At 40.4% G+C, this 25607-nt stretch carries 15 protein-coding genes; 11 read left to right on the forward strand and 4 right to left on the reverse strand.

Going from position 1 to position 25607, the window contains the following annotated elements; genetic code table 11:
* Positions 1-1032 precede the first annotated feature (1032 nt).
* Positions 1033-2445, forward strand: coding sequence for a sugar transferase (locus V7K69_RS32780; protein ID WP_335042463.1), 1413 nt, complete (start codon positions 1033-1035; stop codon positions 2443-2445).
* Complete coding sequence (galE, locus tag V7K69_RS32785; protein WP_335042464.1) at positions 2442-3452, forward strand: UDP-glucose 4-epimerase GalE; 1011 nt, start codon at positions 2442-2444, stop codon at positions 3450-3452. Before V7K69_RS32780 ends, galE begins: the two co-directional genes overlap by 4 nt.
* 467 nt (positions 3453-3919) lie before the next feature.
* Here galE and V7K69_RS32790 read toward each other — a convergent pair whose 3' ends face one another.
* Positions 3920-9067: a PAS domain S-box protein gene (locus V7K69_RS32790; RefSeq protein WP_335042466.1), complete on the reverse strand. Its 5148-nt coding sequence runs from the start codon at positions 9065-9067 to the stop codon at positions 3920-3922.
* A 526-nt stretch (positions 9068-9593) separates the two neighbouring features.
* Between V7K69_RS32790 and V7K69_RS32795 the strand changes: the two genes are divergently transcribed.
* The 3 genes from V7K69_RS32795 (at position 9594) to V7K69_RS32805 (ending at position 13827) form a co-directional block, all read left to right on the forward strand.
* The gene (locus tag V7K69_RS32795; RefSeq protein ID WP_335042469.1) at positions 9594-10187 is read left to right on the forward strand and encodes a response regulator; all 594 of its coding nucleotides are present in this window, start codon (positions 9594-9596) and stop codon (positions 10185-10187) included.
* A gap of 19 nt (positions 10188-10206) precedes the next feature.
* Complete coding sequence (locus V7K69_RS32800) at positions 10207-11355, forward strand: hybrid sensor histidine kinase/response regulator (RefSeq protein WP_335042471.1); 1149 nt, start codon at positions 10207-10209, stop codon at positions 11353-11355.
* A 129-nt stretch (positions 11356-11484) separates the two neighbouring features.
* Positions 11485-13827, forward strand: coding sequence for an NACHT domain-containing protein (locus V7K69_RS32805; RefSeq protein ID WP_335042473.1), 2343 nt, complete (start codon positions 11485-11487; stop codon positions 13825-13827).
* 238 nt (positions 13828-14065) lie between these two features.
* Here V7K69_RS32805 and V7K69_RS32810 read toward each other — a convergent pair whose 3' ends face one another.
* Positions 14066-16348 (reverse strand): amylo-alpha-1,6-glucosidase, encoded by a 2283-nt coding sequence (locus V7K69_RS32810; protein WP_335042475.1) that lies wholly within the window; start codon positions 16346-16348, stop codon positions 14066-14068.
* Between the two features lie 939 nt (positions 16349-17287).
* Here V7K69_RS32810 and V7K69_RS32815 point away from each other — a divergent pair.
* The 3 genes from V7K69_RS32815 to trpE all read left to right on the forward strand — a co-directional run bounded on the left by V7K69_RS32815 (position 17288) and on the right by trpE (position 21581).
* Positions 17288-19297, forward strand: a complete 2010-nt coding sequence (locus V7K69_RS32815) for a DICT sensory domain-containing protein (protein ID WP_335042477.1) — start codon at positions 17288-17290, stop codon at positions 19295-19297.
* A 232-nt stretch (positions 19298-19529) separates the two neighbouring features.
* Positions 19530-19955 (forward strand): photosystem I reaction center subunit II PsaD, encoded by a 426-nt coding sequence (locus tag V7K69_RS32820; RefSeq protein WP_335042478.1) that lies wholly within the window; start codon positions 19530-19532, stop codon positions 19953-19955.
* Positions 19956-20051: 96 nt separating this feature from the next.
* Positions 20052-21581 (forward strand): anthranilate synthase component I, encoded by a 1530-nt coding sequence (gene trpE, locus V7K69_RS32825; RefSeq protein ID WP_335042480.1) that lies wholly within the window; start codon positions 20052-20054, stop codon positions 21579-21581.
* 624 nt (positions 21582-22205) lie between these two features.
* On the opposite strand, the gene V7K69_RS32830 is transcribed toward trpE, so the two are convergent.
* Both V7K69_RS32830 and V7K69_RS32835 read right to left on the reverse strand, forming a co-directional pair.
* Complete coding sequence (locus V7K69_RS32830) at positions 22206-22445, reverse strand: hypothetical protein (RefSeq protein ID WP_335042483.1); 240 nt, start codon at positions 22443-22445, stop codon at positions 22206-22208.
* Between the two features lie 64 nt (positions 22446-22509).
* Complete coding sequence (locus tag V7K69_RS32835; RefSeq protein WP_185585421.1) at positions 22510-22722, reverse strand: high light inducible protein; 213 nt, start codon at positions 22720-22722, stop codon at positions 22510-22512.
* Positions 22723-23294: 572 nt separating this feature from the next.
* On the opposite strand from V7K69_RS32835, the gene V7K69_RS32840 reads away from it, so the two are divergent.
* From V7K69_RS32840 to V7K69_RS32850, 3 genes are all read left to right on the forward strand, one after another.
* A complete protein-coding gene (locus tag V7K69_RS32840) occupies positions 23295-24257 on the forward strand; it encodes an orange carotenoid protein N-terminal domain-containing protein (protein WP_335042486.1) in 963 nt (320 codons plus the stop codon).
* Positions 24258-24501: 244 nt separating this feature from the next.
* On the forward strand, positions 24502-25146 hold the full coding sequence (locus V7K69_RS32845; protein WP_335042488.1) for a pentapeptide repeat-containing protein: 645 nt from the start codon (positions 24502-24504) through the stop codon (positions 25144-25146).
* Positions 25147-25287: 141 nt separating this feature from the next.
* Positions 25288-25545, forward strand: coding sequence for a PD-(D/E)XK nuclease family protein (locus tag V7K69_RS32850; protein ID WP_335042490.1), 258 nt, complete (start codon positions 25288-25290; stop codon positions 25543-25545).
* Positions 25546-25607 lie beyond the last annotated feature (62 nt).

Genomic DNA, 25607 nt, shown 5'->3' on the forward strand with positions numbered 1-25607 from the left:
CCTGTGGGCTAACGTGTACACACATCTTTTTGCTGGGTGCAAAATGTGTATTGCTCCCCCTAAATCCTCCGATAAATTGGGGGACTTTGAGAGCTTTTTGCCTCCCAATTTATCGGGGGTGGGGGGATGAAAAACCTGTGGTGAAACTTTAGAAGAGAAGACTTATGTGTACACTGTAGCCCTGTGAGGGAGAGGAATGGAAGTGGGGTTATAAGGATATCGCGTAAATATTCTCTAAAATTGCTCCTCGTTGATTACAACTAGGTCTGGATAATCCATAAAGCTTTAGTCAAAGACTACCAAGCTTTCCCAAAAAAGACTTACGTATTTTTACGGGTTTTTATACTTATTTTTTCTTGACGTATTATTTGCTTTAAGTATTACTGAATTTTGTACTTGTCAAAAAATATTTGATGATTTAATTTTGCTCAAAGTTTATTATTCATTTTATAAGTAAGTTGGCAGAATCAAATCAAACTATGTAAAGGAAAATAAACTAGACTAAAACCCTTACACCTATTGCTTTTTGCCCTATTCCCAAAACAATTATTTATACCCTCCTACTTATATAGAACACAAATCATTTAAGCCTAAAAATCGAATTATTTTGGTTCATTATTTAATAGCTTGTATAAAAATAAAGTGTATAGATTTTAATATTTACGTAATTTCCACATAGTTAATAGTTAAAACCAGGGTTAAAAATGAATGATTCATAAATACTTATCAAACAAATAAAAACAAACAAAACAAACAAAGAAAGAAAACAAACAAACAAAACAAACAAAACAAACAAAACAAACAAAGAAACAAAAACAAGACGGTTTTTTGATTAAGCTGACAAAATTTTGTTTTCTCAGGTGTTGGAATCAGGGTTTCGTTCTCGCTCGCTAGTCTTGTAGTTTACTGATGAGTTTGAAATTATTTTGAGCTATTGAAATCTGACACTAAAAGTTTCAGGTTAATTATTGGTTGCATCCAATTTTGTTTTGTCCATGCTTTAATCTTTCTAGTTTTTAGTAATGTACGCAAATGACTACTACTCTTGCTGTTGGCAAAAAAAACAAGAAGTTACATTACACACACAACATCCTCTCTCTATTTCTGTTGTTAGGGGATATTGTGGGTTTATTGTTGAGTTTGTCTCTCTCTTTATGGTTGCGATTGGGTCAAAATCTTAATATTTTTGATCCTTTAATTTATTTATGTTTTCTTCTAGTTCTGGCAGGGCTATATTTAGCAGATACTTACCATCCAGATACTCAAATAGCAGGGTTACGCCCTCCATCCCGCATTCTGATTAGTAATATTGTTGTTGGTATCATTATTGCGTCTCTCATTTACTTTACTGGTGTTTTGGGAAGAGAACCAGTCTTGAAACGAGGAATTTTGCTCCCCTGCTTAGGTATATTTACTATCTGGGCTATGGCATCAAGAATATATGCAGCAAATTGGGCGCGATCGCAAGCTCAACACAGCCGTTGGCTGATTTTGGGTGCAGGGAAAAAAGCCATTCTATTTGGTAAAACTTTTCTAGAACGCAGTTCATTAGGGCGCTTAGTTGTTCTAGCAACAGCAGAGCAGAACATTAATAATGAGTTAGAAAAAAGTAATCGAGTTGCTGTCGGGAGCCTCAATGACCTATCCCAATGGAGTAAACAACCTTGGTCAGGGGTAGTAGTAACAACCCCGATGGAATTATCTGATGCACAGATACAGCAGTTGATGGAGTTACGTTTATCTGGTGTCTCTATCTACGGGATTCCCGATATTTGTGAAATATTGTGGTACAAACTTCCTTCATTCCTGCTTCAGGATAACTGGCTAGCTTTTGGTGCTGGTTTTAATTTAGCGCCTGACAACATTAGTCAAAAGCTGAAGCGGTTAGTAGACATTATTCTGGCATGGTCATTATTTCTGTTTTTATCTCCACTGATGTTGCTAACAGTACTAGCAATTAAGTTGGATAGTCCAGGGCCAGTGTTGTACACACAGATGCGGACTGGTTTGGAAGGAAAGCCCTTTAAAGTTTACAAATTCCGTTCCATGTATCAGGATGCCGAAAAACGGGGAGCGCAGTGGGCGCATGAAGGAGATCCTCGGATTACCAGAGTAGGTCGCTGGTTACGCATGACTAGAATCGATGAACTACCGCAGATTTTAAACGTTCTCTGGGGAGAAATGAGCCTCATTGGCCCTCGTCCAGAACGACCAGAATTTGATATCAAGCTGCGACAAGAAATTCCTTACTATGACTTACGTTATGTCGTCAAACCTGGAATCACAGGCTGGGCACAGGTTATGTACCCCTACGGTGCATCAGTAGAGGATGCTTACGAGAAATTAGCTTACGACCTCTATTACATCAAAAACTATTCCCTAGCTTTGGATTTAGCGATCGCTTTTAAAACCATTCGAGTAGTATTACTAGGTAAAGGCAGATGAATAAAAAAGTCTTAGTCACTGGTGGAGCAGGATACATTGGCTCCCATGTAGTTCGTCAATTGGGCGAGGCTGGTTACGATGTTGTGGTGTATGACAATTGTTCTACAGGTTCACCCCAAGCAGTATTGCATGGTGAGTTAATTGTTGGTGATTTAAAAGATTCAGAATGTCTTTGGCAGGTATTTTCTCAACATCAATTTGCGGCAGTATTACACTTTGCTGCCAGTCTGAATGTATCTGAATCTGTTTCTCATCCTTTAGACTATTACGCTAACAATACTCGCAACACGCTGAATTTACTCCGTTGTTGCAACAACATGGGTGTGAAGCAAATTATCTTTTCCAGTACAGCAGCTGTCTATGGACAACCAGAAACCAGTCCTGTCAGTGAATCTACACCAACTGAACCGATTAACCCCTATGGGCGATCAAAACTTTCTTGTGAATGGCTGATTCGTGACTATGCAGACGCTTCTGATTTCCGTTACGTAATTTTACGATACTTTAATGTTGCCGGAGCCGAACCTGGTGGGCGATTGGGGCAAATGTCAAAAAAAGTATCTCATTTAATTGGAGCTACCTGTGATGCTGCACTCAAACACAGGCTAGGAGTACAAATTTTTGGTACGGATTTTCCAACACCCGATGGAACGGCAATTAGAGACTATATTCATGTTGAAGACCTAGCAACAGCACATCTGGATGCTTTGGCTTATCTGGAGCAAGGTAACGAAAGCCAAATTCTCAATTGTGGTTATGGGCAAGGTTACAGTGTCCGTCAAGTTATCGAACGGGTTAAGGCTATTTCTGGGGTAGATTTTCCGGTCATTGAAACAGAATGTCGCCCTGGCGATCCTGCTTGTGTGATAGCTAGTGCTGATAAAATCCGTAACTTACTGGGCTGGCAACCAAAATATAATGACTTAGATCAAATTGTCTACAGTACCCTAGCCTGGGAAAAGCAGAAGAAAGATTTGATGTTAAAATCACTAGCTGCGGTTGCATAAACCAGCAATTCTCATTCTGCACTATGAGGGCGCTCATGTTGCCCACCCTACAACCTATATTGAAAAAATATAGTGCAAATTAAAGACACAACAGCTTAAATATGTAGTAAGCTAACCCCAGCCCTTTAGGGCGGGGCTTTGTAGTAGCCCGAATGGCACTAAGAAAACCTGAAACCTTTGTCTGAGGCAAATGTGGGAGGATGGGGAGGTGTGGGAGGATGAGGAAGAAATCTGGCTCCCCACACTCCCCACACCTCCCACACTCCCCACACTCAAAAGCCAGTTAAATCACTGGTTTGCGCTTATCTTAGTGCCATTCGTAGTAGCCCTAAGCTATCTATATTGAGAGAACAACATAGATATATCGAAAACCACGATAGTCAATACGGTTCGGATAAGGTTTTTTGATGACACGCCGCTAATCACAAAGACGCGATTTATCGCGTCTCTTGTTTACAGATTTATAATTATTGAGGGAAGTGGATATAGAAGGTAGTACCGCGATCGCACTCTAAAAAAATATTCCCTTTTAACTGTCTAACTAGGTTCTTGACAATTCTTAAGCCTAAAGAGTTGCTATTGTCCCAATCGAATGTTTTGGGAATGCCAATACCAGTATCTTTAACTACTAAAACTAAGCGTTCTTCTAGGGATTTTTCCAGAGAAATTGTAATATTACCTTTCTGTTCAGGAAATGCGTATTTCAGACAATTAGAAACCAATTCGTTAATTATCAATCCACAGGGAATAGCTGTATCCAGGGTTAATTTGATGTCATTCGTTTCTATATTGAGAACAATATTTTTTTGACTGACCCCATAAGAGCGAAATAAGCTATCTATCAGAGTTTTGATGTAGTTGTCAAAGTTGATTTCATAAATATCTACTGACTGATACAATTGTTCGTGAATCAAAGCCATCGACTGGACACGATTTTGAGATTCTTTAAATAGCAATAAAGTTGTTTCATCAAGAGAGCGCCTAGCTTGCATCCTCAGCAAACTGGAAATAATTTGCAGGTTGTTTTTAACCCGATGGTGAATTTCTTTGAGTAAGGTCTCTTTTTCATCTAGCGATCGCTGAATTTGTTCTACTGCTTGTTTGCGATCGCTAATATCAGATAATCGCACCAAATTAATTGCCTGGCCTGCAACAGTAATTTGTTTAGTTGCTAAATTCCCCCAAAATAAATTACCTTTGCGGGTGACATATTCAATTTCCCGACTCCAAGAAGATTTTTGATTCACTTCCTGGATAATTTCATCCAATTCTTGGGGAGTAAAATGGTAACGTTGCAGTGTATTCCCCTGAATATTAAGTAATTCTTCTTTGTTTGAAACCTCAAATAACTGAAGGGCACGGCGATTGCAATCAAAAATTAAATGGGTTTCGTTATCTACTAAGAAAAGAGCATCGGCAGATTCGTTAAAGATTGCTTCTCGCAAATCACGGTTGTGAATAACTTCTGACTCAATTTGTTTGCGAGTGGTAATATCTGTCAAAGTGCCAATATAGCCAATAATTGTACCACTGGGGTTGGTTTCGGGTACTATCTGGATGTAGAACCAGGTGATGTTACCATCTGGACGCAAATATCGGACTTCTAGCTGAGAAGTTTCATCTAGGTAACATTTCTTTTCAGAGGAGTTAGACCAGTCAACCAGTAGTTGTTCTCGGTCTTCATGATGTATATGTTGTAACCACCCATTCCCCAGTGCTGCTTGTGTTGGTCTACCCGTCATCAGACTCCAACGCTCGTTGACGTAGATACAATTACTAGCAGCATCAAGCCGGAAAATTGCAACCGGGGCAGTTTCTGTCAAAGTAGCATAACGGTGTTCGCTCTCTCGCAGAGATGCTTCTGCTTGTTTGCGATCGGTAATATCATAGTTAATACCAACCATGCGGTGTGGTTTACCACACTCATTGCGTTGAACCAGAGCAAAGGCCTTGATAAAACGGGTACTACCATCGGAAAGAATAATCCGAAATTCTGTATTAAATTCTTTTGCTCTCCATATAGCATCTTGAAAAGTGGTTTCTGCTACAGTCCGGTCATCTGGATGGAGCTTATCTACCCAGTCTTGATAAACTGTAACCGTATCAGACCTTTGTGAATCATACAATTCATACATTCGGTCATCCCAGTCCAGTGTTTGGCTCATATCCCAGTCCCAGATACCAATATTGGCTGACTTGAGCGCCAGGGTCAATCGATCTGAAAGGTTCCGTAATTGTTCTTCAGTTTGTTTGCGGTTGGTAATGTCGAGGATAGTGCCAATTAACAGGCATGGTTTACCATCAGTATCTAATATAACTTCGCCACGTGATAGTAAATAACCCAAACTTCCATCTGGACGATAAAAGCGATACTCTATTTCATAAGCTTGTCCCTTGTCAATTGCTTGCTGTATGACAGCATCGCGGCGATCGCGATCATCTGGATGAATGCAATTGTAAATTTCGTTGTAACTTAGTATATGAGACTCAGGATTGCGGCCAAATATACGAAATATCTCTTCAGACCAGGTTAAATTTTGCGTTTGCAAATCAAGTTCCCAACTACCCAGATTCGCAATCCGTTGTGCCGCAGCAAGGCTAGCCGCATTTTTGCGAAGTTGAGCTTCCATTTGTTTTTGTTGGGTGATATCTTTAGCAATTCCCACACCGCCGATAATATCTCCTTCGAGATTACACAGGGGTTTAACCGACAGAGCCACAGGAAAGCGCGAACCGTCTTTACGAATGAAAGTCCATTCTACCTCGCAACTATCTTGCTGGGTTTTGACCATCGATAAATCGTAAGGGTTAATTTTCCTGCCTATTTCCTGCGAGAGTGCCTCTTTTCGTTGCTTGAGTTCCTCTGGATCATGAAAGCTATCTGGTGTTAACTGACCAAGTACCTCATCGGCGGTATAACCCAACATCTTCTCGGCAGCAATATTAAAAGTTTGAATTATTCCCTCGGAATTAGTAGAAATGATTGCATAATCGATGCTAGCCAGAATCGCCTCTTTCAATCTAGTAACGGCTAATAACTCTGCTTCTGCCTGTTTGCGTCTATTAATATCTGTAGCCGAGCCAGCGATCCGAATGGCATTACCAAATTCATCCCACAATGCCTGACCCCGGTCTAATACCCATGTATAAGAGCCATCTTTGCATTTTACCTGGTATTCTTCTTGGAAAAAGGGTGTCTTGTGGGCTAAATGGTCAGCGATCGCTTTCATGATGCGATCGCAATCATCGGGATGAATTCGGCTTGACCATACTTCTAAATTTTGATTAAGTTCATTTTCGGCGAAGCCCAGCATTTCTTCCCAACGAGCCGAGAAGAAAACTTCATCAGTTTTAATGTTCCAGTCCCAAATCCCATCATTGCTGCCTTGTAGTGCCAAGTGCCAGCGTTCTTCACTTTCTTGTAAAGCCGCCGTGCGTTCTATAACTCTGGCTTCTAGTTCATGATTGAGTTGTTGCAATGCCTGTTCTGCACAAATTTTATCGGTGATATCAATTGCAACGCCACCAATCCCTAATTCCTGTTTGCTTGTTCTCGGTAAAGGGAATTTATAGACTAAAAAGCTACCCATTGTACCATCTGGTCTGGGAGCCTGTTCAATGGTTTCCAGTGTTTGTTGAGTCTGGGCAACCTGGCGGATATTATCTAAAAACTGCTGGGCAATTTCCGCCGGATAGATATCAAAGATTGTCTTACCAATTAAATCCTCTACCCGATCAAATGGAAGTTGAAAGGTGCGGAGATAAGTCTGGCTCATATACAGCATCTGACCACGCTCATTGTTAATCCAAGAAGCTGCTGGACTGTTATTCATAAACGCTTGAAAGCGAGCTTCACTCTCTTTCAAGGCAATTTCTGCCTCTTTACGGTTAGTGATGTCTTTATCTATGCCACTCATCCGCACAGGATTACCGTTTTTGTCATAAAAAACACGTCCTTTACCGAGTGCCCAACGTGTCGTGCCATCCAGTTTGATGAACCGAAATTCGATGTTGTAATCTTCTCCTTCATAGACAGCACGACTAATTGCTTGTAAAACTGACTGGCGATCGTCTGGGTGCATCATTGCCACAACTGTTTCATACTTACCATCGAAGCTTCCTAGAACCATGCCAAATTGTCTTTCTAAGCTAGGCGACCAGTGAATTTCACCTGTTTGAATATTCCAGTCCCAGTTACCCATAGATGCAGCTTCTAGAGCCATATTTAAGCGCTCCTCGTTCTCCCGTAGGGCTACTTCTGCTTGCTTGCGTAAGCGCAACTCCTCGTGAACATCGTTAATATCTACGCATGAGCCGATATAACCAAGAAATTCTCCTTCACTGGTGAAATGGGGAGTGCCTGTATCCAAAATCCAACGATATTCTCCATCAAAGCGTTTCAGGCGATATTCTATTCGAAACTTTTGGCGAGCATCAAAGGCATTGATATAAGTATCTAAACAATCTTGTAAATCATCGGGATGTATGCCTTGCTCCCAACCATTCTCTACCTCTTGTTCTAGAGTTTTACCAGTAAAATCCAACCAGATTTTATTAAAGTAGTAACAAGCTTTATCCAGTCCTGACATCCAAATCAGTACCGGAGCCGTATCAGCCATCTGACGAAACCGTTGTTCGCTTTCTCTTAAGATTGCTTCGGTGCGTTTGCGTTCTTGTAATTCTGCCTGTGCTTGTTGATATGCACTTGCTTGTTGAACGGCGATCGCTATTTGCACGGCTAACTGATCCAACAAGTCCAGTTCAGATGACTGCCAATTACGAGGTGCAGTACATTGGTGGGCAATTAATAATCCCCATAATTTATTTGTCACCATTATGGGTACTACCAGACTGGCTTTGACTTGAAATTGCTCTAGTACTTCTAAATAACACTCCGTTAAACTTGCCTGATAAATATCGTCGATCGCTCGCTTTTTTCCCTGGTGATAGTCAGCTCCTGCACCGTTTTGAAAGCAGTTGTCTCGAATTGGCGCTCCCATAGCTACTACCCAACCTGGAAGTATGGACTCCGCCACCACAATTCCACTCATATCAGGCTGAAATTGATAGATAACTACCCGATCTGTCTGAAGAAATTGCCGTACTTCTGCGACTGCAACACCCAAAATTTCTTCTACCTGGAGCGATTGACGAATCCGTAAAGCGATCGCTGCCATCAGTTGTTGCTGTTGCCGACTTTGTTCTAACTGTCGGGTCAACAGTATCAGTTCTACTGCATAATGAATTGCACCTTGTAAGATTTCCGAGGTGAGATAATTTTTCACCAAATAATCCTGAGCGCCATTTTTCATGGCATGGACAGCAATGCTTTCGTCCCCTTGTCCTGTGAGCATAATCACAGCAGATTGGCTATTCTTCAGCTTTTTCCTCAGTTTTTTAAGAAACCCTAATCCATCGTCATCGGGCAATAAATAATCTAGTAAAATCACATCTGGTATCTCTTGCTGACACCATGTCATAGCCTGTTTTGCTGTTTGAAACTCCACAATATTATATGTATACAATTTATCCTGCTGCAAATAGTAACGATATATCTCCCGATCCTCAGGGCAATCATCAATCACTAAGATAGTTAGGGGGGAGCGATGATTCATAAAATTATAATTAGAGACTTTTTTGGCGAAATATAACTTAACAATTTAACTGCAAAAAATGGTTCTTTAAAACAATAGCTTTGCCAATTTACGAAGGTGGGTTGATAACGCTTTCACTATAAACTTGCTGTTCTCTGAGGTTTGATAAAAACAATAAGTCCTAAAAATTCCTTCAAGGTTTCCCACAAGATTTTTAACGTATTGCCCGCAGTATAAAGGTTCTGACAGTCCAATCTAATCTATGTCGTTAGCTAAACGCTTATATATGGGAATTTTGGCAGTTATTTGCCAAAATTTATGTAAAATCTGATTTTGGCAAATTTATTGATACAAATGCTTTTGTTTACTTCGTTTTACTAAGTTTTACTTGATTTACCGGATAATCAGGGTTGCAGGAATTCGCCAACAAAGTTAAATTATCCACGAACAAATATTTTTTGTACAAGGTTCAAATACCCGAACAGTTAATACACTTCTTTTAAACAGCTAATACACTATACTTAAGTAGCTAGTATATTATCAAGCGATGAAAAAAATCTTAGTAATTGAAGACCAGGAAGATATCCGTAGCATTATTGTAGAAATGCTGACCGCAGAAGGTTTCTACGTTATAGATGCAGAGAACGGACAAGTCGGCATTAATTTGTTAAAGACAGAAATTCCTGATTTGATTATCTGCGATATTACAATGCCTAATTTAGATGGATATGAAGTTGTTACCTGGTCACGCGAAAATCCAGAAACTGAAGCTATTCCTTTTATATTTCTGACGGCTAAAGCTTCTCAGAGTGATATCCGTCAAGGCATAGAATTAGGCGCAGATGATTATTTGATTAAGCCGTTTACAAGAGCAGATTTGCTAGGGGCAATAATCACTAGATTTGAAAAACAAGAAATAATTAATAGACAAACTCAAAACAAAATAAACAAATATTACAATTCTATTCCTCAATCAGCTAGCAATGAGTTGTTTAACCCTCTTGATGACATTATGTCTATATCGAAGAATCTTATAGATAATTATGAATTGATGGAGCCAGAAGAAATTTTAACAAATATCAAAAAAATTTACAGTTTAAGCCAAAACTTACAGGATATAAATCCAAATAAATCTAATTAACTAGAAAAGTAATTTAATTATGAATCCTATCAAAATTTTGATAGTTGAAGATGAACAGTTAGTTGCTGATGACCTGAGAGAAACTCTAGAATACTTAGGCTATGATGTTCTTGCCTTAGTTGCATCAGGAGAAGAAGCTATTTTTACAGCAGAAACTTTGCAACCTGACTTAGTGCTGATGGATATCAGGCTAGAGGGCAAAATGGATGGCATCGAAGCTTCTTTTGAAATCCAGTCTCGCTTTAATTTGCCTGTAGTTTACCTAACAGCTAATGCTGACCGAGCGACACTAGAGCGAGCTAAGGCTTCACAACCTTTTGGTTATATTTTAAAACCATTTGATGAAAGAACACTAGCTACCACAATTGAGATTGCTATTTGTCGCCACAAAACAGAGGTTGAAGTTAAGGAAGCACTGATTGCTGCAAAAACTAATCAGCAAATTGCTGAGTCCAAAAGCCAGACGAAATCTCAGCACTTTTACATGGCTGCACATGAGTTTCGTAACCGCTTGACTATAATTCGGCTGAGTACTGAAATGTTGAAGGCTTATGGCAGTCAGATGTCAGAGCAAAGAAAACAAAATCATATCAGTGGTATTGAATCTGCTACGGATAGCTTGACAAATCTTTTAGAGAATATACTTACACTAGGCAGATCCGAAGCTGACAATTTTCCATTCAACCCCACACCAATAGATGTAGTAACTTTCTGTGAAGAAATAACTCAATCTTTGCAGTTGACACTGAAAGAACAGTATCAAGTGAGCTTTTTGACAGATACTAAAAGTTGTATTGCCTATCTAGATGAACAGCTACTATGGCATTTACTAAATAACTTACTGACCAATGCAGTTAAGTACTCTCCAAGAGGTAGTATTATCTCGTTATGGCTAACTTGCAAAGACGATAGTGTGTGTTTTCAAATCACAGACCAAGGGATAGGTATTCCACCAGAATCTCAAGCTAAACTATTTGAACCTTTTCAACGTGCTACCAATGTTGGCACGATTCCAGGTACAGGATTAGGACTAGCAATTGTTAAACGATGCGTGGATCTGCACAAGGGTACAATACACGTAGATAGTAAGCTAGGTAAAGGAACAAGTTTTCTAGTTAGACTTCCATTAAAGGGAGATTATGTATCTGTTGAGTTTTGTTCGCAATAGGTAAGAAGGCTCTTTGAGCTATGCTGAATTTTTTCAAGATTCAATTACTTGCCGCTAATTTAAAAAATACATATTATATATATCAATCAATCAATCAATTAATCAATTTAATTATTTTCTAATATTGGTATGGCAAAAAGATCCCTGCAAGCTTCAGATGAAGGTATTAGAAAAGCTAAACAGGCTTTTAATCATAAAGGTTGGACACAAGAATATCTTGCGAGTCAAGTTGGTCTAGACAGTCGCCAACCAATTTGGAAATTTTTTACTGGCAAACCTGTTGCACGCCAAATATTCCATGAAATCTGCTTGATTCTAGAGCTAAATCCCGAAGATATTGTTCAAAGACTAGAATCTAAACCTGATGAAGACTTAGCATTTCAGCAGATACTAAAAAGTAAAAATTCTACTGTTATTGACCCTTTAGTGAATAAAGTACGCGCTGCTCACTCGGAAAAAATTCAAAACCAATGTGGTACTATCCGGTTGCTAGATGTTGCTCGTAATGTTGAATTAGATGAATTATTTGTTGAGGTAAATGTAATAGAAGAAATTAGCAGTCAAAGATGGCTAGATATTGCAGATTTACAAACATTTGATAATAAAGCTTTAGACAAATTTAATTCAGAAGAAGTTACTACTAAGAGAATTACAGGTTTACAAGCTATAGAAAAGTCTTCAAAACTAGTCATCCTTGGAAAGCCAGGAGCAGGAAAAACTACTTTTTTACAATCAATTGCTATTCTTTGTAATCAAGGTAAATTTCAGAGTCAAAGGTTTCCGATTTTCATTAGTCTTAAAGATTTTGCCGAAAAAATTCATGAATATGATAAAAATCCTTTATTAGACTATTTAATTCAAGAATTTAGTATTTGTCAAATAACTCCCCAAGAATTAGAACAGTTGCTTCATGAAGGTAAAGCTTTAATTTTGCTAGATGGTTTGGATGAAGTCGCAGATAAAAATAGTAATAGCATTAACAAAATCATTAGGATTTTTTTGGATACTTTTTATAAAAACATAGTAATTATTGCTTGTCGAATTGCATATAAACATCAGAAATTCAAAGGATTCGCTGAAGTAGAAATTGCTGAGTTTACAAAATCGCAGATTTCAACTTTTGCTAATAAATGGTTTACCGCCTTTGCTAAAAATAATCTCCGAGGAAGAAAAACATTAGCATCTAAATTTATTGAGACAATAACACTTCCCGAAAATCGACTAGTTCAAAACCTAGCATCCACACCTCTGTTACTAAACCTCACCTGTTTAGTTTTTCAATATTTAGGTGATTTTGCCACTAAACGTTCAGAAATTTATCAGCAAGGATTAGAGTTATTATTAGTACGTTGGGATGAAGCAAAAGGCATAAAAAGAGATGAAGTTTACCAGAATTTATCTCTCTCTCAAAAAATTAAATTGCTTAGTTATGTAGCGGCGATTTTTTTTGAAAAAGGCGAGTATTTTTTTGAAGAAAGCAAAATTTGTCAATTGATAGCTGACTATCTCTATTTGTTACCCAATACATCGACCGATATAGAAGATTTAGAAGTTAATAGTAAAGCCGTACTGAAAGCAATTGAGTTACAGCATGGATTGTTAGTTGAACAAGCTAAAGGTATTTATTCTTTTTCTCATTTAACATTTCACGAATACTTCACTGCGAAGAACTTTGTTACTAATGGCGATCCAAATAAATTAGAACAAGTTGTCAATCATTTGATGGATAAGCGCTGGCGTGAAGTGATTTTGCTGACATCAGAAATGCTCAGATCCTTTGATAACTTATTTGAGCTAATGAAGCAACAAATTGAAAACTTAGCTATTGTAGATGAAACATTAAAGCGTTTTCTCACTTGGGTGATGCAAAAGTCTTCAACCGTTACCTCCAATTATCATCCATCTGCTGTACGTGCTTTTTACTTTACTCTCGTCTTACCTCCTCATTATTCTTTATCGGGAAACCAAACTCTTGCTATATCTTTAGATAACCATCTAACTGGAAAGTTAGCTTTAGATTTGGCTTTAGATTTAGCTTTAATTCATACCATTGCTATTAGCCTAGCGTTGAATCCAGAAATTTTTTGTAAGCGGATTTCTGCTCTGCAATTAGCTCTTGATATTGATTATTTACTACAAGAGCATTCATCTTTATATGAATCTCTGCAAAGACTAAAAAATGAACTACCTAGTTCACAACAAAATAGAGAGATATTAAAAGCATGGTGGAAGTCTAACGGGCAATCTTGGACTACCCAATTAAAGGAAGCGATCGCAGCTCATCGGCAGATAGGTTATGATTGGCAATTCAGTGAGGAACAGTTGCAGTTAATTCAGCAATACTGGGAGGCAAACAGATTACTAGTATATTGCTTCAGTAATGCTAGTAATGTAACTCCCAACATAAGAGAGATGATTGAGGAGACTTTGATTTTACCACCAAATACCACTGAAAAATATTTAGTTATTTGAACTAATTGAGCTTTATTTTTGTGTTTGAGCAACTAATTAACGCCTGTGCCAATACTATCAATACGTGGGTGATGCTAAAGCTTATTGGGCAGCATTTCAACAGCAATTAGACAGGTTTCTCAGTTTATCGAAAATAGCCAAGATAAATGTGAAGTTCAACGAGCGATATCTACGACGGGCTACCCCTATGCACCAATCATAAAATAGGGAGTAGATCATTCACCACTCCCTACTCGCTCTATGCTTCGATAACTACCCTTAGATTGCCCCGTTTTTTTGCAACGCGACAAGCAGTCGTAGTCCCAGAACGCTCGAATTCTAAATCGAGGATGGTGGGGCCGACTCGCAAATTATGAAATGACAGACGATTAATCGATTCTGGCAAAGCAGGGTCAATTATTCGCAAGCAGTTATTTTGAGCATCAGGTACTAAGTTGACCATCATTTGCAGTAGTTGAAAGACACTACCAGTAGCCCAAGCTTGGGGAGTGCAAGCAACTGGATACTGCACAGGGGCATTATCACCATTCCGTTCGTAGCCGCAGAAGAGTTCTGGAGGACGTTGATAAGGCTGCTGACTCGTCATATCGAATAAACCTTGGAAAAGTTCTAAGGCTTGATCGATAAGACCCAGCGATCGCAATCCCATTGCAATCAGAGCGTTATCATGGGGCCAAACCGAACCAATGTGATAACCCATTGGATTATAAGCGGGTGATAAACTACTTAGGGTACGAATCCCCCAACCATTAAACATATCTGGTGCCCGCAACCGTTCTGCTACACTGTAGGCTTTTTCGTGGGTGAAAAGACCCAAATGCAGACAATGACCAGGATTCGAGGTAATACTGTCTACCGGTTTACCATCCCCATCCAAAGCTAAGGCGCAGAAATCCTGGTCTTCTACCCAAAAATCTCGATTAAAACGAACCTTGAGATTTCTAGCCTCTTCTAGCCAACGATCTGCCAAATCAAGGCGCTTTTTCATCCTCGCTATTTCTGCTAGGCGCATTTTTGCAGCATAGACATAAGCTTGCACCTCACAAAGGGCAATTGGGCCGTTAGCTAATTCTCCCTTATGGTTGACAATGCAGTCGCCAGAGTCTTTCCAACCTTGGTTAGCCAGACCGCGTTTAGATGTACGAAAGTAGCTGAGGTAACTGGTTTGTTTGATATTGCGATCGATCCAGTCCATTGCTGCTAAAGCATTTGGCCAAAGTAACTCTAGGAGTTCTTCGTCGTGAGTCCAAGCATAATGTTCGGCATAAAGCATTAGCCACAGGGGGGTCGCATCAACTGTACCGTAGTATGGCGTGTGAGGAATTTCTTGACAACGAGCCATTTCTCCCAAACGTAACTCGTGCAAAATCTTACCCGGTTCTTCTTCGCGCCATTCGTCGTCGATTTTGCCTTGGTATGTCGCCAGTAATATTAGGGTTTCTTTAGCGATTTGCGAGTTTAACATCAGGGTTTGGGAAGCTGTAATCAGCGAATCCCGCCCAAATAGTGTAGAAAACCACGGTACTCCAGCCGAAACTGTCTTATGCTTTCCAAAAGACTGGCGCAACAAATACATATCTTGCTCGGCCCGCTCAATCACTCGATTGAAAGTGCTTTTATCTGAGCTAATGCGGGTAATTTGCTGTACCCAGTGTTGCTCCTCCATCAACTCAGCAGCTTTCGCCTGTCCTAAAGTGATGGCGGCGCTTACGGTTGAACTAGATTGGTTGTTTTTCAACATATTCACCCGATAACCCAGCTTTTGGGTTTCGTGAGAAGCCAACTCTAGCTGCCAAACCGCAGTGTAACCTTTGAAAGAGTCTGGTTGACGATGCTGGAATAAAATCCGAGATTCCATCACCGAACCATCCAGACCTTGATAGGCAAGTGTTAAGGATTCTTCCCTAAAAGTTGATGGGTCTTTAGGTAATGGTGAAACGCCATCGACAATTCCTTCGTCAGTCGTGGGTTCTAGTAGACGTAAAAGCCTACCGCGTTTTTCTCTGTCATAACCCCGGACTTCAAATAAATCAACAAAATCTGCATCGAAGCTGATACTTAGTTCAAAATTGACAGTTGTTGTGCTGTAGTTAGATACTTCTATTTCTTCGAATAGAGCGCCATTGAGTACTATTTCTCGCCGAATCCCGATAGTTTCGGCTCTTAGGCGTTCGTCAACTCTGGGGTTGGTACACAAAACCGCGAGTGAAAACCCTTTTTCGGCAGTACTACTCAGAAGTACGGGCGATCGCCCTTCAATTTGCAACTCTAAGCGATTGAGAAATCTCGTATCACAGCAAAACAGCCCCATGCTGGGATTACCCTCACTGAGGGAACAGCCAGAAATATTCCCAATAGTATCTGTCACGAAAAATAAATCATCATCTTTAACCGTCAGTGTCGGTTGTGGTCTTTCACTCACAACACAAGGCCACTCCGGGATAGGTAATTGTTCAGCAGGAATAAAAGTTTTTCCATCCAGGAAAATTTTTTCCGGGGTCATTAGCGTATCCGGTGTCATTAGCCAAAGTTCCGTGTACAGGTCGTAGATTGTTTGTGGTATTTGGAGTAGAGGTCTTTACCGCTCACAAATTGCAGAAAAAAGACTCTTTGTAAAACTTGTTTGAGCTATTTATTCTAGCCAAAATAATTTTTACGTACTGTTGACAAAGTAGCAGTGTCCAAATCTATATAAGTATTGTATAAGTCTAAACTCAAGACTGAAAACTCAGAATTTTTAGATAAGGGACTTGCAAAAAATAAATTATCCCAAATTATTTATAGATTTTTAGGGGCGCAAGGCCTTGCGCCCCTAAAACAGCATATTTTTTTAACTGGAAGTCCCTAAGTGCTTAGTTGTCGAACTTTCTCAAGGTACAAGATATATAGTATACTCAGCAAAAATGCGAAGTTCCCAGTTCTACTGGGTAAAGCTAGCATTTATTGACTAAACTAGTATACGATTTTGTTTTAAATATCTTTGGCGTTAGATTAGACAAATTTCCCATATTCAATTGATTGATTAATTTTAATCAATCATTGACTGAGTAAATTATGTGGTATGTAGCAGTAATGTTTTTTGGGTAAGAAAATTCTATTTAGTGATGTGTAAATATTACGACGGGCTACGCCAAGGCGTGGACTATCAATCAATGCTGAGTAAAGATTAGTGAATTTAACGGTTAAAACAATACAAAAATTATGTAGCTGGTACTTAGTAATGAAAGATTTTAGCTGTGCAAGCATATTTCCAAGTTAGTCAAGAATATATATTGGGCGTAGTAAGTTGTCAATCAACAAATCAATTTGGTAACAAAATGTTGCGCCTGCTTTGGCGAAAAGTGCATTTTAGCGTTCTTTACATATTGCAACTCTCTATTTAACTTGAGAGTGCCTTGGAATTTGTACAATGCAGCTGTGACTTGTGATCTTGTCGAGGTTGAGCGTTTAACAATAATTCATGAGCATTTCGACTTCTGTGCTGAGTGATCTGCTAAAGTCCCTACCATACTTGCGGCCCCAGCTATATTTTAAGGCTTCACTAACAGCGCTCTCCCATGCGATGGAAGATCAAGTTTTGGCTGCGACTTTAGCACAACCCCTTGTAATTGCTAGTTTCCAGCGAGAGCGATTCTACCGCCAAGAAGCTCATCGCTACCTGCGACTTGCCTTGCGGAGTAACCAAATATACGTATTAGCTGCTCCAGAAACGGATTTCGCCAATAGTTCAGAACACTACGAAAAGATCGCTTTTGAGTCAACGGATGGCTTAAGCCAAGAGTGGCATTTGGTAGTGATTGCTGACAATTATGCTACTTGTCTAGTTTGCCGGGAAAGTCTTGGTTCTATTGCCAAAAATAAGCAACTACCAGAATTAAGCCCTAATCTGGATATAGACACAGCGCGAAGATTTGAAGGAATTTGGACATCGGAAAGGGGAGTTAGCCTCAAAGCAGCTGAATTGCTGTTAGACAGGATTTTGCTTTACAGACCAGAACTGGCAAGTAAAATAAACGAGGCACGTCAGAGGTTTAGCATAGGAGAGCCGCGAAGCCACTCTGGAGCAGAACAGATCAACGAATATGCTTGTGACATCGATACAGATCCCTTTGTGCAACGCTTAGTAACTTACTTGCAAGCTAGTCAGTACAAATTGCATAAAGCCTACCGTTCCATTGCTGCCCAAGCACGAAAAGAACGATTAGTCAACTCAATTAGCACAGCTATTCGGCGATCGCTCGACCCTCATGAAGTTCTCCAGGTGGCGGCACAAGAATTAGGGCAACACCTAGAAGCTTGTCGCTGTCTAATTTACCGCGCTCAAGCCACAGATAGCCAAGCCATAATTGAACACGAGTTTTTGAATCCCGGTATTTTATCGGTTCGTGGGCAAACTTGGGAATTAGAGAAAAATTCCCTATTTCAGGACATCGTGCAACAAGGCGAAGGTGTTTGTATTAGCGATACGCTAAATGACCCTCGTGTGAACAATTCGCCAGGGCTTTCGTTGATTGCCAAAAAGTTTGCCATTCGTTCTTGGCTGATGGAACCAGTATTTTATCAGGGGCGGTTGTTGGGCATTGTGGAATTACACTACTGCCGAATGCCACCGCACGAGTGCCAACCTGGGGAATTGGATTTGGTAGAAGCGATCGCCACCCAAGTCGGAGCAGCCCTGATTCAAGCGGAAGCCTACGCCAATCTAGAAGAACTTAACCAACAGCTAGAAGCCCTAGACCGCACCCGCAGCAACCTTATAGCCATCACTGGACACGAACTGCGTACTCCTTTATCCACCATTCAAGTGTGTCTAGAAAGTCTTGCTAGTGAGCCGGATATGCCCTTGGAGTTGCAGCAAATTATGCTCAACACGGCTCTTTCCGACTCAGAACGGATGCGAAAATTGGTACAAGATTTCCTCACGCTTTCCAACTTAGAAAGCGGGCGAGTACAATGGCATCCAGAATCCCTGACTTTACAAGAGTGTGTGGATTTAGCACTTAGTCGCAATCGCACGCGTTCTGCAACGGAAAAGCCGCCCCAAGTCAAAACTCAAATTGCTGAAAACCTGCCTCTGGTAAGGGCTGATGGTGATTGGCTAGTAGAGGTACTGGCAAAACTTATGGATAATGCTTGTAAATTTACGCCACCCCAAGGAGAAATCACCATTAAAGCCATTTCCAACAGCCATCAAATGGTCGAGGTGACTGTGGCTGACACTGGACGCGGCATTGAACCAAATCGCTTAGAAGTAGTTTTTGACCGCTTCTATCAAGAAGAGGGAGCGCTACGCCGTACCACTGGCGGAACAGGACTTGGTTTAGCAATTTGCCGTCAAATTGTGAATGGTTGGGGCGGAGAAATTTGGGCAGAGTCAACTGGCAAAGACCAGGGTAGCCAGTTTCACTTCACCATCCCCATTGTTCAGAATAGCCACGAGGAAAAGCGGGCAAAAGTCAAGAGTAAATAGGAATGGGGAATGGGGCAGGGGATGAGGGAGGAGGAGCAGGGGGCAGGGGGCAGGGGAGACAAGGAGATAAACAAAACTCCTAACTCTTAACTCAGCACTCCTAACGCCCAATGACAAATGACAAATGACAAATGACAAATGACTAAAAACTGTTACAGTCTATAACGCGATCGCAATATGATCCTGGTTGCAGTGTTAGGATTCCCTAAAAACGTTGAGAGAACGGAACTTTATGGCAGAAACACTCTCTGGACAAACCCCACTATTTGCTGGCAGCACTGGTGGCTTGCTAAAGAAAGCAGAAGTGGAAGAAAAGTACGCTATCACTTGGACTAGCCCGAAAGAGCAAGTTTTTGAATTGCCTACAGGTGGTGCTGCTACTATGCGGAAAGGTGAAAACCTGCTGTATATAGCTCGGAAAGAATATGGCATCGCTTTGGGCGGTCAGCAACTCCGGAAACTCAAAATTACAGATTACAAAGTTTACCGGATTTTACCCAACGGAGAAACCACTCTACTTCACCCAGCTGATGGTGTCTTCCCTGAAAAGGTAAATGAAGGTCGTGACAAAGTGCGTTATGTAGACCGTCGGATCGGACAAAACCCCAGTCCCTCTAAAGTGAAGTTTAGCGGTGTTACAACCTACGACGCTCCGTAATTAGCTTTTAGTAGCTAATGGGTAATTAGTAATGGGTAATTGGTAAGAAAAAATTACCCATTACCCATTACCAATTACCAATTACTTTTGAAAATAATGATGTTTCCGCATTTCTCCCAGTTTTCTGACCTAGCGCAACAAGGCAACTTCGTCCCCGTATATCAAGAATGGGTAGCGGACTTAGATACGCCCGTATCTGCTTGGTATAAAGTTTGTGCAGGTCAGCCCTATAGCTTTTTGTTGGAATCAATAGAAGGTGGGGAAAAACTAGGACGCTATAGTTTAGTGGGTTGCGATCCGCTTTGGATTTTAGAAGCAAGGGGCGATCGCACCACCCAGTTAAACCGCGATGGTTCGCAGGTCGTTTTTACAGGCGACCCTTTTGCAGCTTTAGCCGAATGTTTAGCACCTTATCAGCCAGTCAAGTTACCAGAGTTACCGCCAGGAATTGGCGGCTTGTTTGGGTTTTGGGGCTATGAATTGATTAACTGGATTGAGCCGCGCGTGCCAATCTATCCACCAGATGAGCGAAATATCCCTGATGGCTTGTGGATGCAGGTAGACCACCTGTTGATTTTTGACCAGGTGAAGCGGAAAATTTGGGCGATCGCTTATGCTGATTTACGTGACCCCAATGTAGATTTCAAAGCAGCCTATCAACAAGCGTGCGATCGCGTCACCCAAATGCTCGAAAAGCTATCTCTCCCCCTATCGCCCGAAAAAACTCGGTTGGAATGGAAACCGCCAGGGAGTAGAGAGGCAGAGGAGCAGGGGAGCAGAGGGGCAGAGGAGTATAAAAGTAATTTTACCCGCCCTGATTTTTGTGCCAGTGTCCAAAAGGCCAAAGAATACATCAAAGCAGGCGATATCTTTCAAGTAGTAATTTCTCAGCGACTATCAACACCATACACAGGCGACCCCTTTGCCCTTTACCGCTCCCTACGTCAGATAAATCCTTCGCCTTACATGGCTTACTTTAACTTCCGAGATTGGCAAATCATCGGTTCTAGTCCTGAAGTGATGGTAAAAGCCGAAACTGCTCCAGATGAGGGAGTTATAGCAACGGTACGCCCCATTGCGGGGACACGTCCACGAGGTAAAACTTTCCAGGAAGATGCAGCCTTCGCTCAAGATTTACTCGAAGATCCCAAAGAAGTTGCCGAACACGTGATGCTTGTAGATTTAGGGCGGAATGATTTGGGGCGTGTTTGTCAAAATGGTAGCGTCAAAGTTGATGAATTAATGGTAGTTGAGCGCTACTCCCATGTAATGCACATTGTCAGCAATGTTGTGGGTAAATTAGCACCGGGTAAAACAGCATGGGATTTATTGAAAGCTTGCTTCCCAGCAGGTACGGTAAGTGGCGCACCCAAGATTCGGGCGATGGAAATTATCCACGAGTTAGAGTCTAGTCGGCGCGGTGTTTATTCTGGTGTCTATGGATATTACGATTTTGAAGGACAATTAAATACTGCGATCGCAATTCGCACAATGGTAGTACATGACAAGACGGTTAGCGTACAAGCTGGCGCAGGTTTAGTGGCTGATTCTGAGCCAGAAAAAGAATACGAAGAGACGTTGAATAAAGCTAGAGGTTTATTAGAAGCAATTCGCTGTTTGCGTTGAACTGGCTTAATTAAAGTCCTCTCACCTGTTCAAGATACAGCAGATTGCAACTTGGTGAGGTACAGATAATCATAGGGGTAATTCATGAATTGACCCTACCCGTCTACTTCATCTACCTGAAATACACTGCAACTAAAATTCTTATTTAGTCATCTGAAAGAAATGCAATAGAGTTCGTAGTGTAGCACAAACATACTACACTACAAATTCAAATAAAAATTATATCGTTATGTAATGGCTTTATAGTTACTATCCCTTGCAATTAATAGCCAACTGGTTTTTATTGGTTAGTTGTAAAATCGGACTTGATATAAGTACAGTAACAGTTCGATTTGCTGTATGAGAATCTAGACCAGACTTTAACAGTTGATTGATCAATATTCTTCTATTTTGAATTACATAGGTTTTGCTTTGAACTGCAAGGTGTTTGGAAACAATTTCTGCTACTTCTAACCCCATGTATCCACAATACCGTGACAAATTAGGAAGCTTTATAAATCCAATCAACATCGAAATTTTCCCAAACCTAAAGAGACTTTTTTTGAATTATTGAAAAGCAAAAAGAAGTCTTGGTATCAAAATCCAAGACTCCATTGAAGTTACTAAAAAAATGAACAAACTTGCTCATCCTAATTGAGTGAAATAAATCGCCCAAATCATTCCAGTTACTCCAATAGCGATTAAGAGATTAGTGAAAAATCTGCCAAATTCAATTTCTTGTCCCAGTGCCTTGTCATCTTGACCACCACTAAAAAACAATGACCACGCTTGATTTGCATTGATGGTCTCAAAATTGTTGAAATCGGGTCTAAAAACAACTGTTCCAATCAAATCTTTTCTGGGGTAATCAAAATCAGTTTTCATAAGTTTGCCTCTAAATTGTTTTATTTGTCAACTGGAGAAAATTTCTAAATCTGAAATGTGTTCTTTAAAAACTAGTTAGCCATCCAATCAAACCGTGTCCGGTGAAAACCTCCAACGCGATGAGTGAGATAAAACCAATCATTGCCAAACGACCATTGAGTTTTTCGGCATATTCGGTGAAGCCTGTCCGTGGGGTTTCATCAACATAAATTTTGGGTTCAATCGCAAATCTGTTGAGTTGACCGCGTTCGTTAATAGTAAAGCCTTTATTTGTCATCTTTTAGCTTTTATCGTTGCGTTCTGTAAATGAATGTAACTTATTGTAAATATTATTTGCAAGTACTTGACATAACAAAAAAGGTAGTAAGAACCGTACTGACTAGATAGGGTATTTTGGCTTCATGCGAGAAGGTAAGCGATGGTAGACGCAATAGTTTGATACAAAAACACTTGTAGAGACGGCGATTTATCGCGTCTTAAAACCCACAATTTTGTACAAGTAGCCAAAACTTATCATTTACATAAAGAGAAATTATCCAAGTAGGGCTGAGGAAGTATTGCTTATTTGTAACGAACTTGTTATGTTTCTTTACATATAGAAACATAAACAACATAGGTGCCTTAAAGCACTGTTGGTCAAAGTTTTCTAAATAACTATGCAGTTAAGCCTGCAATGTGCTTTGCCGAGTATCCAAACTCAATGGCAACATTATCATCATGCCTTTGGTAGAGTGATGTCTAAGGCGGCCTATGGTCAGACTGCTGAGTGCCTTTAGCAACACCTAAACGCATTTCCCCTCCGTTTTTTCACATTCGATAGAACTGTAATTTTTTTAGGGAATATCTGCTATGTCTTTTACCATCAAGTCGGCTCAAAGTATTTTTCCCGGCACGCTAGTTGCTGACGTTGTTCCAACTGTTGTCGAATCATTCTCTCAACTCAATGCTGAAGATCAACTAGCATTACTCTGGTTTGCTTATACCGAGATGGGTAGAAGTATTACGGTTGCTGCTCCGGGAGCAGCCAACATGGTACTCGCACAAGGCTTACTTGAACAAATTAAGCAGATGCCTTTCGAGGCTCAAACACGAGTCATGTATGATTTAGCTAACCGTGCTGACACTCCCCTCTGCCGTTCTTACGCATCCTTCACTGTAAACATCAAGTTGGGCTTTTGGTATCAGTTAGGAGAATGGATGGCTCAGGGAATCGTTGCTCCTATTCCAGAAGGCTACAAGCTTTCTCCCAAGGCTGCTGAGGTGTTAGAAGCAATCAGAAATGCTGATTCAGGTCAACAAATCACAATTCTCCGCAATACCGTAGTGAGCATGGGATTTGACCCGAATGCTCCCGGTAGTTATAAAAAAGTTACAGAACCTGTGGCTCCACCCACAGCACCAGCATTTCGGACTAAAGTCACCATTGAGGGTATCAACAACCCTACAGTGCTTGGCTATATCAACAACATGAATGCCAATGACTTTGATGCTGCTGTTTCTCTGTTTACCTCTGAAGGTGGTTTGCAACCTCCCTTTGAAAGACCGATTATTGGTCAAGATGCAATCCGCGCTTATATGCGTGAAGAATGCCAGGGATTAAAAATGATACCAGAGCGTGGTATATCCGAGCCAGTAGAAGATGGCTATACCCAAGTTAAAGTCACCGGCAAAGTCCAAACCCCTTGGTTCGGTGCGAGTGTGGGTATGAATATTGCATGGCGGTTTTTGCTCGATCCTCAAGGCAAAATTTTCTTCGTAGCGATTGACTTGCTTGCTTCTCCTAAAGAACTGCTGAACCTAGTACGTAAGTAAAAGCTAGATTAGTCTCTACTTAAGCGTGGATGAGTGAAAGAGCAAGCCACCTCACCACGTTTAAGCAAAAGAAACTTATCAGGATAACGGCTTCCTCTAATACTTTTTGAAAGCAAACAGTCTCATCGGCAATATTGTAAAAGATTGTTAAATAATTTTAATCTTGGTGCGAAGTTTTAAAAGTCTCTTAATAAGAAGTATTTTCAGCAATTATTGATTAGACACTGTAATTTTCAGGTGAGAAATGGAAATTTGGAAGGCAGGCTGTATGGATGCTAATGAACTTCTCAACCGCTATTGTGCAGGAGAGAGAAATTTCACTCAAGTAAGCCTGCACTTAGTTAACCTCAGCGAGATGTGTTTAGCTGGAATCAACTTGAATCGATCTAACTTGGCTAACGCGACTTTATCACAGACCAACCTGCGCGGAGCAAACTTAATTGAAGCAAATTTGACTGCGGCGACCTTATGGAGAACCGATCTAAGTGGCTCAAATCTGATATTAGCAAACCTCAAGGCTGCTAATCTGATTCGGGCAACTCTTAGGAAGGTGGACTTGCATAATGCTTCCCTTATGAAAGCAGACCTGCGTTTAGCAGACTTGCATGATGCTGACCTCAGTAGTGCAAACTTAGCTGGAGCAGACTTGCGTTATGCTAACCTCAGTGGTGTAAACTTGGCTGGAGCAAATCTCAGTGGTGCAAACCTGACTGGCACAAAGTTAAGCAACACAGACCTGAGTCATGCCATTCTCACCAAAGCTATTTTGTGTAAAACGGATTTAATTGACATTGATTTCACCGAAGTAGACCTGACTGGGGTAAATCTGCGCCACTGCTTATTTAACGGAGTCACCCTACCTGAACGAAGCTTAATTGAAGCAGGTTGAGTGTTGCTGTCGTCTAATTAAAAATTTAAAATTTTGCTCTTGCGAAAACCTTTGTTTCTGTCTTATTTTGTCCTACAAGAGTAATTATTGCTGAATTGATGGGAACAATACAACTGTCGTCCCAGGAAAAATTCATTAGTAATGACAACCCCTGCAACAGAACGAGCATTGCTAGAAAGTTTGATTGTTGAGAATGAAGACTTAGAAAAACTAGAATCAAAACTCGCTCAGTTTAATATTTTTGAAGCGATTGGTGTAGTACGTCAAGAATTACGTCATTCAAATTTTTTAGCATTTCTGTTAAATCCATCTGAAAACCATAGGCTTGATGATATTTTTCTCAAGCGATTTCTTAAACGAGTGCTGTTAGAACTGGAGTTTAGACTAAAAGCGATATGAGAGAAAGCAGACCAAATGGAATTAGAGGTTAAAAATATTATCTTGTCAGCCTGAAAGCATCC

Origin of the sequence: Nostoc sp., from assembly GCF_036917775.1 — a bacterium.
In the GTDB taxonomy this organism is placed as follows: domain Bacteria; phylum Cyanobacteriota; class Cyanobacteriia; order Cyanobacteriales; family Nostocaceae; genus Nostoc.